Raw genomic sequence first — 13,728 nt, 5'->3', positions numbered from 1 at the left:
CAGGCGATGTGCGGGGAGCGGCCGGAGAAGTCGGCGGGGAGAAGCGCGGGGCGCCCTGGACATCGCACGTTGATGAGGGAAGGCGAGCTCAATCCAGGACGCCCCACGGTCGCCAAGGGGCGCGCCCCAGCGACATGATCAGGTTACCGTCCGTGCTTCGACCAAGATCAACTGGGGGCCCGTTCACTCGTTCGGAGGCATTCAGGGCGCGAGACCGGCCGCCACCGTCGCGCCCAGTTCCCAGCACGCCTCCAGCGACTCGGGGTCCGGACCGCCCAGCACGGTCAGCGGCCTGCTTCCAGCCGAGCCCGGTGGTGATCGACGCGATCGCCCGCAGTGCGCCCTCGACGCCCTCGTTGCCGTGCGCGTAGCAGCCGAACGGCCGACCGCGGGTGGCGTCCGGGCACGGTGGTGGGCGGTGCCGAAGAAGTGCTTCAGGCGCCCCGGCCCCGCCTGGTTCCGGAGCGTAGGGCGCTGAGGGCTACTCGTCTTCGTCCTCCCCCTCGTCGTCGGTCAGGATGAAGAAGTCGGTGAGGAAGCAGGCCACCTCGCCGTCGGCGGTGCGCCCGACCCAGGTCGGATAGTGCCCATCCGCGCTGCCGGAGGAGAACGCCACCAGGCATGGCCTGCCTTCGTCGTCGGTCAGCGTCGTGGCTGCGGCGTTGTCGGTCCCGGCGATCTCCGAGAACATCCGGTCGGTGAATTCGTCGTCCCGCAGCAAAGCAGTGTTCGCCGCGTCGATGAAACCACCGGTGGCGCTGTCGACCGCATAGCCGAAGAACTCGTCGTCGTCCAGTTCGGCGAGGTCTTGGCCGTCGACCAAGGCCATTTCCCACGAGACGACGGGTTCGTCCCGGATCACCAGCTTCGCCGCCGCGATTTCAGCCAGCGTGGGCCGATCTTCCGGCATGTCGTACGCGGCGACCACCAGCACCAGCGGGTACCGGCCCGGCTCCACCCGTTGGACGAATGCGTGTTCGGATCCCTCCCCCGCGCCGAGCATGGCCGGCTCGCCCGCGACGACCCGGCCGGTCGGCAGCCACAACCAGGCGTCCTGCTGCAACCGGACGGTGGCGACCATGCCGAAGGACAGGTCATGACGCGCCCCGGGAACGAAAAGTCGCTCGAAATCGGGAGCGTGGAGTGGCATGAATTCTCCTTCCGATCCGGCCGACCGCGGACGGGTCGGCGACGGGAATGATGGCGACGGCAACGGCAGCGCCGATGCAACCCGACCAGCGACGACTGCCCGCACGCGCTCGCGCGGATGCCCGAGGGGGCACAATGTTCCGAGCAGTTGGCTTCGGATTCGCAATCGATGGCCTCGTCGTGCGAAGCGAGTGCGGTGCCGACCAAGTGCGCCGGCGCTGGTGGCGCAGCGAACGAGGGCAGCCATTCCCTTGCGGATCCTGGTGAAACAGTGCCTTGACAACCCGGAATCATGTGTGAACGACATATTCCGCCTTGCGCGGCAGCATACGAAAGCGCCGTGATCATGCGCAACCGAAAATCGAGGATCGAGTCTGGTCGAGGGGAAACCCTCATTGGATCGTTGGGAACGCAGCGGTGGACTGCTTCCGGCAAGGAACGCATGTGGGCATGGAAACCGTCCGCCGCTCTCAGCAGCCCATCGATCCGACGATTCGACATTGCCCCGAACGGTGTCGATCGAAGAGTCCCGCTCCGTTGAGAGCTCGTCCCAACCCGCTGGGCAGCACGCGCACGATCGCGCTGAACACCATCCGAGCATCCGCCGTAGCGTGCCCACCGCCCTGCGGAGGCTCTCCGGTCTGCGGGATCAGCGGTCCCGCCGGCACCCATCGCTCATCAGGTCGCTCATCAGGAACCAGTCGCCGCGACAACGCGACGACCACGAATCATGATCCTGCCAGCAGACCCGACCAAGATCCTGCGACGAGCTCTCAGGGCATCAGTCCTGCCGCGACGGTTGCGCCGAGTTCCCAGCACGCTTCGAGGTCTTCTTTGCGCGGCTCTCCGGTGCTGGAGACGTTCTGGGTTGCCTTTTCCCAGCCGAGTCCGGTGGTGATGGATTCGATGCCTCGGACGGCGCCGGTGGTGTCATTGTTGCCGTGCACGTAGAGGCCGTAGGGGCGTCCGCGCGTCGAGTCCAGGCATGGGTAGTAGGCAAGATCGAAGAAGACTTTGAGCGCGCCGCTCATCATGCCGAGGTTGGCGGGTGTGCCGAGGACGTAGCCGTCCGCGTTGAGCGCGTCGGCGGGGGTGGCTTCCAGGGCGGCGCGTCGCACGACCTCGACGCCCTCGATCTCGTCCGTGGTGGCGCCCGCGACGACAGCTTCGAACATGGCTTGCAGGTTCGGCGACGGGGTGTGGTGCACGATCAGCAACCTGGGCATGGTCAACCTCCTCCCACCAGGTCCGACACCGCCTGCCGCAGCTCGGCCAGGCGGCGGTCGGCCGCCGCCTTCGCCTCGGCGAGGGTGCCGTCGACCTGCTCGACGACTTGGAAGTAGCACTTCAGCTTCGGTTCGGTCCCGGACGGCCGCACCACCAGCCGCAACCCGCCCGCGCCGGTGACCAGCAGCGCATCGGTGTCGGGCAGCAGGTCCTCGGTGCGCACCGGGGCCCGCGCCAGCGCGGTCGGCGGTTCGGCGCGCAGCCGCGCCATGATCCCGGCGATCACGGTCAGGTCGGTGACCCGCACCGAGAGCTGCCCGGTCCGGTGCACGCCGTGCTCGACGAACAGCGCGTCGAGCAGCCCGGGCAGGTCCCGCCCGGCGGCCTTCGCGGTGGCGGCGAGGTCGCAGCCCAGCACGGCGGTGGAGATGCCGTCCTTGTCGCGCACCCGGTCCGGGTCCACGCAGTGCCCGAGCGCCTCCTCGTAGGCGTAGACCAGCCCCGTCCCGTTGCCGTCGCCGGCCCGCACCAGCCACTTGAACCCGGTCAGCGTCTCGTCGAACCGGACGCCGCGGCGCTCGGCGATCGACCGCAGCATGCTCGACGACACCACCGTGGTGGCCACCAGCGGATCGGGGTGGGCGGTGCGGTCCAGGTGGGACAGCAGGTGGTCGCCGAGCAGCACGCCGGTCTCGTCCCCGCGCAGCATCCGCCACCGGCCGTCCTCGCGGACCCCGAGGGCGCACCGGTCGGCGTCCGGGTCCAGCGCGACGGCCAAGTCCGCGTCCACCTCCTCGGCCAGCTCCAGCAGCAGGTCGGTGGCCCCCGGTTCCTCCGGGTTCGGGAACTCGGCGGTGGGGAAGTCCGGGTCCGGCTCGGTCTGCGCGGCGACCAGGTGGACGTCGGCGAAACCGGCCCGCCGCAGCGCCTCCACCAGCGGTCCCGCCCCGACGCCGTGCAGCGCGGTGGCGGCGATCCGCAGCCCCGGGCCGAACCTCGTGCCGAAAGCCGGGGCAGCACCGCGACCCGCGACAGGTAGTTCTCCAGAGCGTCGTGCTGGGTGGTCCAGGACGCCGAGCGCGGCACCTCGGCCGCCGGTGGCGCCGCCGCGATGGCCGCCTCCACCTCGGTGTCGGTGGGCGAGACCAGGTGGATGCCGCCGCGCAGGTACAGCTTGTACCCGTTGTCCCGCGGCGGGTTGTGCGAGGCGGTGATCTGCACGCCCGCCACCGCGTCGAAGTCGCGCACCGCGGCGGCGAGCACCGGCGTGGGCAGCGGACCGGGCAGCACCCGGACGTCGAAACCGGCCGCCGCCAGCACCCCGGCCGCGTCGGCGGCGAACTCCGCCGAGCCGTGCCGGGCGTCCCGGCCGACCACCGCGGTGCCGCCGCCGAAGCCGTGGTCGGCGAGCCACGAGGCGACCCCGGCGGTGGTGCGCACGACGACGGCCCGGTTCATCCCGTTGGCCCCGGCGCGCACCGGGGCGCGCACCCCGGCGGTGCCGAAGCCGGGCTGCCCGGACATCCGCTCGTCGAGCTCCCGCACCGCGTCGGTCGAGCCCGCTTCGGCGTCGGCGAGCAGCGCCCGCAGCTCGTCCCGGGAGCCCGCGTCGATGTCCTGGTCGATCCACTGCCGGGTGGCCGCGGCGAGTTCGGCGCGCATCGTCACGCCCGCGCCAGCAGGTCGGCGAGCAGGCCGCCCATCCGGCTGGCCGAGGCCCGTCCGGCGTCGAGGACCTCCTGGTGGCTCAACGGTTCCCCGCTGAGCCCCGCGGCCAGGTTGGTCACCAGCGACAGCCCGAAGACCTCCATGCCCGCCGCGCGCGCGGCGATCGCCTCCAGCACCGTCGACATGCCGACGAGGTCGACGCCGAGCCCGCGCAGCATCCGGATCTCGGCCGGGGTCTCGAAGTGCGGGCCGGGCAGCCCGGCGTAGACGCCCTCGGCCAGCGTCCCGTCGACCCCCTGGGCCAGCGCGCGCAGGCGCGGCGAGTACAGGTCGGTGAGGTCGACGAAGTTCGCGCCGACCAGCGGGGAACGCGCGGTGAGGTTGACGTGGTCGCTGATCAGCACCGGCTGGCCGACCTCGAGGCCCTCGCGGAGCCCGCCCGCGGCGTTGGTCAGCACCGCGGTCCGGCACCCGGCTGCCGCGGCGGTGCGCATCGCGTGCGCGACCGCGTTCTCGCCGCGCGCCTCGTAGAGGTGGGTGCGGCCGAGGAACACCAGCACGCGCCGGTCGCCGAGCGGGACCGACCAGATCCGGCCGCTGTGCCCGACGGCGCTGGGCGGCACGAATCCGGGCAGCTCGGCCATGCCCACTTCGGCGGCCGGGCTGCCGATCTCCTCGGCGGCGGGCTGCCATCCGGAGCCGAGCACGACGGCGATGTCGTGCCGTTCGGCACCGGTGGTCTCGGCGATCCGGGCGGCGGCGGTGTCCGCGGCGGCGAACGGGTCGGGCGTAGTCGAAGACGTCACGGCCGCGCAGCTTAGTGCGTGATCGAGGTTCGCGTGGCGGTCCGAGTCGGCGGACGGGGGAGCGGCCGGTGCGGTGCTCAGCCCATCGGGCGGAAGTCGGGCAGCACCGCGGCCAGCAGGGACTCGGCCCGCTCCTGCAGTTCCGGCGGGGTCGTCACCCGCAGCGCCCACAGGTCGTCCCCGTGGCGCACCAGCCGCATCGCCGTCGTCCGCTCGAACCCGTCCGCCGGCGAGCCGTACCGGTACACCACCGTGTCGTAGGGGTTCGCGGGCATCCGCGGCACCTCGAACGAATCCCCCGGGACAGCCCGGGAAGCTCCTCGAAGTAGTCCTCGGCGGTGTGCCCGGCGGCGAACAGGCCGCCGAAGCGCTGCACGGACATCTCGGTGCGCCCGTCGGGCGAGACGAGGGAGACCCGCTTGCTGTTGACGAGTTCGAGCCGTTCGGAGTGGAAGGTGGTCCAGCCGGCCGGGGCCATCACGACGAACTCGCCGCGGCCGTCGTCCCCGGTGTGGTCGGTGTCGTCGGTGTAGGGCGCCAGCGCGGGCAGCGAAACCCCGGCCGCCGCCGGGCCGCCGCTGCGCTCGGCGGGCAGCAGCGGTGCGCCCGCGGCGAGCCGGGTGCCCGCGAACCCGGCGACCGCGGCCGCGCCGAACAGCACCAGCGCGGCGAGCACCAGCGCCGCGGTTCGCCACCGGGACCGGTCAGGCCGGGCGTCGCGCAGCTCGAACGGCAGCGCGCCCGGATCGGCGGCGAGCGGCTCGGCGGCCAGGGGTTCGTTGGCGAGCGGTTCGGCGGCCAGGGGCGCGCCGTCGGCCGTGGACTGCCGGTCGGGCTCGGGCGCGGGGCGGCGCACCCGCACCGTGGGGGCGTCCGGGTCGAGCAGCATCGCCAGCGGGCGCGAACCGTGTTCCGGCAACAGGTGCTGGATCCGCTTGCGCACCTCGGTCAGCGACATCCGGGCCACGGGCTCCTTGACCATCAGCCCGGCGATCACCTCGCCGATCGGACCGCTGCGCTCGGCGTCCGGCACGGGCCCGCGGACCACCTCGGTGATGGTGTCCAGCGGGTTGTCGTCGACGTCGTAGGGCGCCCGGCCCGCCGCGGCGGCGAACAGGGTGGCGCCCAACCCCCACAGGTCGGCGGCGGTGGTGACCGGTTCGCCCGCGGCGATCTCGGGGGCGATGAACGCCGGGGTGCCGAGCAGGATGCCGGTGGCGGTGATGGTGTGCTCGGAGATGTCCCGCGAGATGCCGAAGTCGCTGAGCTTGATCCGGCCGTCGTCGCCGATGAGCACGTTTCCGGGCTTGACATCGCGGTGCACGATCCCGGCGCGGTGCGCGGCTTCCAGGGCCGCCGCGACGCCGTCGACGATGACCGCGAGCTCGTGGTCCTCCAGCGCGCCGTGCTCGGTCAGGACGGTGGCCAGGCTCTGCGACGGCACGAGTTCCATGACGACGAACGGCTCGCCGTCCTCGCGGGCCACGTCGTAGAGGGTCACGACGTTGGGGTGGGTGAGCACCGCGATGGCCCGGGCCTCGCGCAGCGCGCGCTCGCGGAGCTCGGCGGCCTGGGCCTCGGGCATCCCGGGGCCAGCCGGATCTCCTTGACCGCGACCGGCCTGCGCAGCAGTTCGTCCACTCCGGACCAGACGGTGCCCATCGCGCCGCCGCCGAGGCGGGTTTCCAGGCGGTACCGGTCCGCGATCAGCCGTTCGGAGCCGTGGTCGTTGTCGGGGGCGTCGGTGGGCACGTCCCCATTGTCCACTGCCGATCGATCCGGTAGGGGTGGAACCGGCGAGTCGTCCCCCGCGATCCCCGGTACGGGCACGTGCGGTCGCGACGTGATCACTCAGCGTTGCACAACGGTGTTACCAATAGTGAAGTTCTTCACGGGATCGATTTTTCCGGCGACCGCGTTCCCGATGGCAAGGTCATTCCGCCGCAACGACATTCGCCGTCGACGTCCGCGTCGCGCACTCCCGGCGCGTTGATGCACTGCTGTGCATAAGTGCCGCCTTTCGGATAAGTTGGGCACCGATCGGGCCTCGCCGGATGACCAGGACCGGGCCTTCCTCGGTCGGCATTCGCGCGGCGATCGCGGTATCGGACGCGTGCGTCACGGTGCGCCTGCGGTGGCGGTGACGAACAATCTTGGTGGTTGGGATCGGTGGGGCCGCCGATCGCTGGTGGTGATCGTCGCGCACCGCAGCGGTCGACCGGGTGCGGGTGTCCCGCCGGACGCAGCAGGACACAGCGGATCCACGTCCAACCGGCGTCGAGGAGGTGCTCTTGCTCGCGTTCGTCATCGCGCACCTTCTGGTGGCCTTGGCGCTCCCGATCATCGCCAGGCGAAGCACGCGTGCCGCGTTCCTGATCGCGGCCGTGCCCCCCGCCGCGGCCCTGGCCTGGGTGCTGAGCAAAGCAGGTCCGGTGCTCGACGGGCAACCCGTGACGCAGGTCGTGGAGTGGGCCCCGCTGCTCGGGCTGGGCTTCGCCTTCCGGCTCGACGCGCTCGCCCTGCTGATCACCATCCTGGTCTCCGGGATCGGCGTGGTCGTCCTGCTGTACTCCGACTACTACTTCAGCCGGGGCAGCGGTGACGCGCGGCGCTCCGCACCGCTGCTGCTCGCCTTCGCCGGCGCGATGCTCGGGCTGGTGCTGGCCGACGACCTGATCACCGTCTACATCTTCTGGGAGCTCACCACCGTCTGCTCCTTCCTGCTGGTCGGGCAGGCCGGGATCAGCCGGGAGTCCCGCCGCTCGGCCCTGCAAGCGCTGATGATCACCATCCTGGGCGGCCTGGTCATGCTGCTCGGTTTCGTGGTGCTCGGCGAGACGGCGGGCACCTACCGGATCTCCGAGCTGCTGGCCGACCCGCCGGGCGGAGCCGCCGTCGGCGTGGCCGCGGTGCTGGTGCTGATCGGCGCGTTCACCAAGTCCGCGCAGATCCCGTTCCACAACTGGCTGCCCGCCGCGATGGTGGCGCCGACGCCGATCAGCGCCTACCTGCACGCGGCGTCGATGGTCAAGGCCGGGGTGTTCCTGATCGCGCGGCTCGGCCCGGTGTTCGTCGGCCTCCAGCAGTGGTGGATCACCGCCGTGGTGGTCGGCCTGGTCACGATGGTCGTCGGCGGCTGGCGGGCGCTGCACGAGCACGACCTCAAGAAGCTGCTGGCCTACGGCACCATCAGCCAGCTCGGTTTCCTGACGGTGCTGTTCGGCGCGGGCACCCACACCGCCGCGATGGCGGGGGCCACGATGCTGCTCGCGCACGGCTTCTTCAAGGCCACGCTGTTCCTGGTCGTCGGCATCGTCGACCACGAGACCGGGACCCGCGACATCCGGGAGCTCTCCGGGCTCGGCCGCCGGCTGCCGGTGCTGGCCGTGATCGCCGGTCTCGCCGCCGCCTCGATGGCGGGCATCCCGCCGCTGCTCGGCTTCATCGGCAAGGAGGCCGCGTTCGAGGCCTTCCTGCACGGCGGCACCGGGGACCTGCTCGTCGACCTGTTCCTGGTGGTCGGCTCGGTGTTCACGATGGCCTACAGCGTCCGGTTCCTGTGGGGCGCGTTCGCCGCCAAGAAGGACCGGCCGGACACCGAGGCCGAGCCCCCCGGACCGCTCGGGCTGCTGCCCGCCGCGCTGCCGTCGCTGGCCGGGCTGGTGTTCGGCCTGGCCTACCCGCTGGTGGACGAGCTGGCCGCGGCCTACGCCGACGGCGCCTTCCCGCCCGGCCCCCACCCCTACCACCTGGCGCTGTGGCACGGCCTGAGCCCGCCGCTGCTGCTGTCGGCGATCGCCGTCGCGGGCGGTGTCGCGCTGGCCTACGGCTCCGCCCGGGTCACCGAGTTCCGCCAGCGGCTGCCGCGACCGCTGGACGCCCAGCGCGGCTACGAGCGGATCATGGCCCTGTTGGAGCGCGTCGCGGTCGGCGTCACCGGCCGCACGCAGGTCGGTTCGCTGCCCACCTACATCGGGATCATCCTGATCACGGTGCTGGTGGTGCCCGGCTCGGCGCTGCTGCTCGGCACCGCGATGCCGGGCGACTTGCGGGCCTACGACAACCTGCTGCAGGTCCCGCTGGCGGTCGTGGTGATCGTCGCGGCCATCGCAGCGGTGATGTCCCGGCGGCGGCTGACCGCGGTGCTGATGGTCGGCGTGGTCGGGTACGGCATCGGCGGCCTGTTCATCGTGGACGGCGGGCCCGACCTGGCGCTGGCGCAGTTCCTCGTCGAGACGCTGACCGTGGTGGCGTTCGTGTTCGTGCTGCGCAGGCTGCCGGTGCGGTTCAACCAGCACGACACCCGGGCCTTCCGCATCCCCAAGATGATCCTGGCCGGCGCCGCCGGGGTGTTCATCTCGGTGGCCGGGCTGGTCTTCAGCGGGGCGCGGCACGCGCCGCCGACCGCGAGCCAGGAGTACATCGCCAACGCCGAGTACGGCGCCGGGGCGACCAACGTGGTCAACGCGATCATCGTCGACTTCCGCGCCTTCGACACCGTCGGCGAGATCTCGGTGCTCGCGGTGACCGCCACCGGCGTGGCCAGCCTGATCCTCGCCTCCCGGCACGAGCGCAGGCGCCGCAGCACCCGGACCGCGAAACCTCCCGAACCGGCCCAGCAGCAGGAGCCCGCCGAACAGCAGGAGCCCAGCGAACAGCAGGAGCCCGGCGAACAGCAGGAGGAGGTGCGCGAATGAGAGGCACGACGCCGACCCCCAAGTCGTGGACGACCTGGGACAACCCGGCCGAGCGGTGGCTGCTCTCGGGCTTCCCGAGGGAAGCCAAGGAACGCACCGTGCTGCTGGAGCTCGCGGCCCGCATCCTGTTCCCGACGGTGCTGGTGCTGTCGATCTACCTGCTGTTCGCCGGGCACGACCGGGCGGGCGGCGGCTTCAGCGGCGGTCTGGTCGCCGGGCAGGCGTTCGTGCTGCGCTACCTCGCCGGTGGCCGGATGGACGACAGCGCCGTGGTGTCGATGCGCCCGCCGGTGCTCATCGGCATGGGCCTCACGCTGGCCGTGGCCACCGCGTTCCTGCCGCTGCTGTTCGGCGGCGAGCTGCTGGAGAGCGCGATCTACAAGTTCGGCGTCCCGCTGCTCGGCGAGATCAAGTTCGTCACCAGCCTGGTGCTCGACGCGGGCGTGTACCTGCTGATCGTCGGCGTGGTGCTGGACCTGCTGCGCACCCTCGGCTCCGGCATCGAAGCCGATGCCGCCGCCGACGAGAGGGGGCAGCGGTGACCACCATCAACCTGACGATGGCGCTGGTGCTCGCCGTGCTGTACTCGGTCGGCTTCTACCTGCTGATGCAGCGCTCGCTGATGCGGATCCTGCTCGGCACGGTGATCCTCGGGCACGCGTCGAACCTGCTGCTCCAGGTGGCGGGCGGTCCCCCGGGCGGGCGCCGATGCTCGGCGAAGCCCGGCCGGAGGACATGACCGATCCGCTGCCGCAGGCGATGGCCCTGACCGCCATCGTCATCACCTTCGCGCTGACCACCTTCCTGCTCGCGCTGGCCTACCGGTCCTGGTCGTTGCTCGGCGACGACGAGGTCCGCGACGACGTGGAGGACCGGCGGATCCAGCGGCTGGAACGCCAGCTCGCCGAGTCCGAGGAAGACGCGGAGGAAGAATTCGGGAAGGAGGCGACGCAGTGACGGTCCTGGTGGCCCTGCCCGTGCTGCTTCCGCTGGCCGCTGCCGGACTCTCGCTGGCGCTCGGGCGCTTCGCCGACGTGCAACGCGTCCTCGGGCTCGTCGTGCTCGGCGCGATCATCGCCGACGCCTTCGCGCTGCTCTACATCGCGGACACGCAAGGCCCGGTCGTCCTGCAGATGGGCGGCTGGCCCGCGCCGTTCGGCATCACGCTGGTGGCCGACCGGCTCTCCGCGCTGCTGCTGGTGGTCTCCTCGGTGGTGACCTTCGCGGTGCTGATCTACTCCGTCGGCCAGCGCATCACCGACTACGGGCGGGAGCGGTCCAGCACCACGTTCCACCCGATGTACCTGATGCTGTGCGCCGGGGTGTCGCTGGCCTACCTGTCGGGCGACCTGTTCAACCTGTTCGTCGCCTTCGAGATCATGCTCAGCTCGTCCTACGTGCTGATCACCCGGCGGACCACCTCCAGCCGGATCCGCGCGGGCATGACCTACGTGATCGTCAGCCTCGCCTCCTCGCTGCTGTTCATCACGATGATCGCGCTGGTCTACGCCTCGACCGGCACGGTCAACCTGGCCGACCTCGGCCAGCGGGTCGCGGAGCTGCCGGATGGCCTGCAGAACGCGCTGGCGCTGCTGGTGGTCATCGTCTTCGGGGTGAAGGCGGCGATGGTGCCGCTGCACTTCTGGCTGCCGGACAGCTACCCCACCGCCCCCGCGCCGGTCACCGCGGTGTTCGCGGGCCTGCTCACCAAGGTCGGCATCTACGCGCTGATCCGCACCCAGACCCTCGTGTTCAGCCACGACGAGAGCTGGAACCTGATGCTGTTCCTCTCGCTGATCACGATGGTCGTCGGGGCGCTCGGCGCGCTGGCCCAGAACGACCTCAACCGGTTGTTGTCGTTCCTGCTGGTCAGCCACATCGGGTACATGCTCTTCGGGCTCGGCGTCTACGACGTCGTCGGACTCACCGGGGTCATCCTCTACGTGGTCCACCACATCACCGTGCAGGCGACGTTGTTCCTGGTCAGCGGTCTGGTCACGCGGCACACCGGTACCGTCGCGCTGACCCGGATGGGTGGTCTGGCGCGGGCCGCGCCGATGATCGCCGTGCTGTTCGCGCTGCCCGCGCTGAGCTTGGCCGGGGTGCCGCCGTTCTCCGGGTTCGTCGCCAAGCTGGCGCTGCTGCAGTCCGGCGTCGGGGCCGGGACCTGGACCGCCTACGTGGTGACCGGGGTGCTGGTGGTGACCAGCCTGCTCACCGTCTACGCGATGGCGCGGGTGTGGACCCGCGCGTTCTGGGGCCAGATCAAGGCGCCGGAGGAGGACCCCGACCCCACCGACGAGCTGGTGGTGGGCACCGGGACGTCCAACCGGACGATGGTGATCGCCACCGGTGTGCTGGCCGCGGCCAGCGTGGTGATCGCGCTGGTCGCCGGTCCGCTGGCCGACGTCAGCGGCCGGGCCGCGGAGGACCTGGTGCACGGCGAGACCTACCGCACCGCGGTGCTGGGGGTGAGACCGGTGGGTGAGCGGGTCGTCGGCCGGGGCAAGCGGCTGGTGCAGCGGTTCCCGCTGGTCATCTGGCTGACCCTGGTCTGGGTGATGCTCTGGGGCACCTACGACCTCGGCACGCTGTTCTTCGGCATCGTGGTGGCGGTGTTCGTCTCCGGCATGTTCCCGGTGCCGCCGATCAACACCAACATCGCGCCGCGTCCGATCCGGCTGCTCAGCGTGGTGCTGTACCTGGCGTGGGACCTGGTGATCTCCACGGTGCGGGTGGCCTGGCAGGCGCTCCGCTACGGGCGCCGCGCCACGGCGGGCATCGTGGCGGTGCGCTTGGTGACCGACTCCGACCACATCATCGCGATGGTGGCGCAGGCGGTGTCGCTGGCGCCCGGCAACGCGGTGGTGCAGATCGACCGGGCGAACCGGGTGTTCTACGTCTACTCGCTGGGCCTGCGCTCGGCGGAGGAGGCCGAATCGGTGCGCCGCGAGGTCCGGTACCTGGAGGACAAGATCGTCCGCGCGGTCGGCTCGGACGCCGATGTGGCGGGCATCGACGCGGCCGGGAAGGAGGGATGACGTGGACTGGGTCTTCATCATCACGCTCGGCCTGCTGAGCGCGGCCGGTCTGCTGGTGATCGTCCGGCTGCTGCGCGGGCGCACCACGCTGGACCGGGTCGTCGCGTTGGACGTGTTCGTCACCCTGGTCATCGCGGCCACCGGTGTCGGCATGGCGTGGCAGCTCGAAGCCTTCAACATCGCGCTGCTGGCCGCGTTCGCGCTGCTGGTCTTCATCGGCACGGTGAGCGTGGCGCGGCTGATCGAGAAGAAGGAGCCCTACCGATGAGCTGGGTGGACGTGTTCTCCGCGGTGTGCCTGATCACCGGCGCGGTGTCCTGCCTGCTCGGTGCGATCGGGCTGCTGCGGTTCCCGGACGTCACCTCGCGGCTGCAGGCCGCGACGAAGCCGCAGACGCTCGGGCTGATCCTCATCCTGATCGGCGTCGCGGTGCGGCTGGACATGATCTACGCCTCGGGCCTGATCCTGGTCGGCCTGTTCCAGATGCTCACCGCACCGATCATGGCGCAGCTCGTCGGCCGGGCGGCGTACCGGGCCGACAGCATCGACCGGGAAACGCTGGTCGTCGACGAGCTGGGCGACCACATCGAGCGGGAGGAACGCACCGAGCGGCCCTGATCGCCGACGTTGCGACGTTCCGGCACAAGTCGACCACGGCTGGTCACAGCGCTCGACGGATATGATCAAATGAACCTGGACGGGTTACCACGGAAGCGTGGCACGACGACCGGTGCGCCGGTCGGCTCGGAAGGGTGGGAGCGATCATGGGGCGGACCGGCCGCGTGCTCGCGGGGCTCGTGATGGCGCTGGCGCTGGTGTGCGCCCCGGCGACGGCGATGGCCGCCGTGTCCGATGTCGCGGTGCCCGATGTCGCGATGCCCGGGGTCGCGGTGCTCGCCCAGGCGCCCCCTCCGGAGCCGCCACCGGCCGAACCCGCCCCCGATCAGCAGGGGCCGGGCCAGCAGGGCCCGGGCCAGAACACCGCGATCGGCATCGCCGGGCTGGTGCTCATCGCGGCGGTGCTGCTCAGCCGGAAGGCGCGCAAGAAGCCGGTGTGGTTCGTGGCCATCAAGAAGAAGTAGCGGATCTGCGCTCCGAGGTCGTTCCGCACGAATTTCGCGCGATGGACTAGACCTGGAG

At 71.3% G+C, this 13,728-nt stretch carries 10 protein-coding genes and 5 pseudogenes; 8 read left to right on the top strand and 7 right to left on the bottom strand.

The features are described from left to right. Positions 1–201: 201 nt before the first annotated feature. The 7 genes and pseudogenes from ACQP0T_RS23915 to ACQP0T_RS23885 all read right to left on the bottom strand — a co-directional run. A pseudogene (locus tag ACQP0T_RS23915) lies at positions 202–444 on the bottom strand (flavodoxin family protein); the annotation flags it as partial. A 37-nt stretch (positions 445–481) separates the two neighbouring features. Beyond that, on the bottom strand, positions 482–1,396 hold the full coding sequence (locus ACQP0T_RS23910) for a DUF4241 domain-containing protein (protein WP_433870066.1): 915 nt from the start codon (positions 1,394–1,396) through the stop codon (positions 482–484). Between the two features lie 307 nt (positions 1,397–1,703). Then, positions 1,704–1,874: pseudogene (locus ACQP0T_RS23905) on the bottom strand (IS5/IS1182 family transposase); the annotation flags it as partial. Between the two features lie 48 nt (positions 1,875–1,922). After that, positions 1,923–2,375: a flavodoxin family protein gene (locus tag ACQP0T_RS23900; RefSeq protein ID WP_433870065.1), complete on the bottom strand. Its 453-nt coding sequence runs from the start codon at positions 2,373–2,375 to the stop codon at positions 1,923–1,925. A 2-nt stretch (positions 2,376–2,377) separates the two neighbouring features. Continuing rightward, positions 2,378–4,038 (bottom strand): annotated as a pseudogene (locus ACQP0T_RS23895) (phospho-sugar mutase). Positions 4,039–4,040: 2 nt separating this feature from the next. Beyond that, positions 4,041–4,850, bottom strand: coding sequence for a purine-nucleoside phosphorylase (locus ACQP0T_RS23890; RefSeq protein ID WP_433870064.1), 810 nt, complete (start codon positions 4,848–4,850; stop codon positions 4,041–4,043). 154 nt (positions 4,851–5,004) lie between these two features. Then, on the bottom strand, positions 5,005–6,435 hold the full coding sequence (locus ACQP0T_RS23885; RefSeq protein WP_433870063.1) for a protein kinase domain-containing protein: 1,431 nt from the start codon (positions 6,433–6,435) through the stop codon (positions 5,005–5,007). A 706-nt stretch (positions 6,436–7,141) separates the two neighbouring features. Between ACQP0T_RS23885 and mbhE the strand changes: the two genes are divergently transcribed. The 8 genes and pseudogenes from mbhE (at position 7,142) to ACQP0T_RS23845 (ending at position 13,670) form a co-directional block, all read left to right on the top strand. Further along, positions 7,142–9,547: a hydrogen gas-evolving membrane-bound hydrogenase subunit E gene (gene mbhE / locus ACQP0T_RS23880; RefSeq protein WP_433870062.1), complete on the top strand. Its 2,406-nt coding sequence runs from the start codon at positions 7,142–7,144 to the stop codon at positions 9,545–9,547. Further along, positions 9,544–10,089 (top strand): MnhB domain-containing protein, encoded by a 546-nt coding sequence (locus ACQP0T_RS23875; RefSeq protein ID WP_345358433.1) that lies wholly within the window; start codon positions 9,544–9,546, stop codon positions 10,087–10,089. The genes mbhE and ACQP0T_RS23875 overlap by 4 nt, the downstream gene beginning before the upstream one ends. Before the next feature lie 17 nt (positions 10,090–10,106). Then, positions 10,107–10,504 (top strand): annotated as a pseudogene (locus tag ACQP0T_RS23870) (Na(+)/H(+) antiporter subunit C). Further along, a pseudogene (locus ACQP0T_RS23865) lies at positions 10,501–12,018 on the top strand (Na+/H+ antiporter subunit D); the annotation flags it as partial. The pseudogenes ACQP0T_RS23870 and ACQP0T_RS23865, both read left to right, overlap by 4 nt. Beyond that, complete coding sequence (locus ACQP0T_RS23860) at positions 12,010–12,588, top strand: Na+/H+ antiporter subunit E (RefSeq protein WP_433873830.1); 579 nt, start codon at positions 12,010–12,012, stop codon at positions 12,586–12,588. The pseudogene ACQP0T_RS23865 and the gene ACQP0T_RS23860, both read left to right, overlap by 9 nt. 1 nt (position 12,589) lies before the next feature. Further along, a complete protein-coding gene (locus tag ACQP0T_RS23855) occupies positions 12,590–12,856 on the top strand; it encodes a monovalent cation/H+ antiporter complex subunit F (protein ID WP_433870061.1) in 267 nt (88 codons plus the stop codon). Further along, complete coding sequence (gene mnhG, locus ACQP0T_RS23850; RefSeq protein WP_345358448.1) at positions 12,853–13,206, top strand: monovalent cation/H(+) antiporter subunit G; 354 nt, start codon at positions 12,853–12,855, stop codon at positions 13,204–13,206. The genes ACQP0T_RS23855 and mnhG overlap by 4 nt, the downstream gene beginning before the upstream one ends. 146 nt (positions 13,207–13,352) lie before the next feature. Then, on the top strand, positions 13,353–13,670 hold the full coding sequence (locus ACQP0T_RS23845; protein WP_433870060.1) for a hypothetical protein: 318 nt from the start codon (positions 13,353–13,355) through the stop codon (positions 13,668–13,670). Positions 13,671–13,728 lie beyond the last annotated feature (58 nt).

Origin of the sequence: Saccharopolyspora sp. CA-218241 (genome assembly GCF_050954615.1) — a bacterium.
Lineage (GTDB): Bacteria > Actinomycetota > Actinomycetes > Mycobacteriales > Pseudonocardiaceae > Saccharopolyspora > Saccharopolyspora cebuensis.
Note: the sequence above shows the minus strand (reverse complement) of the source record. Positions and strands in the feature narration are given on the sequence as shown.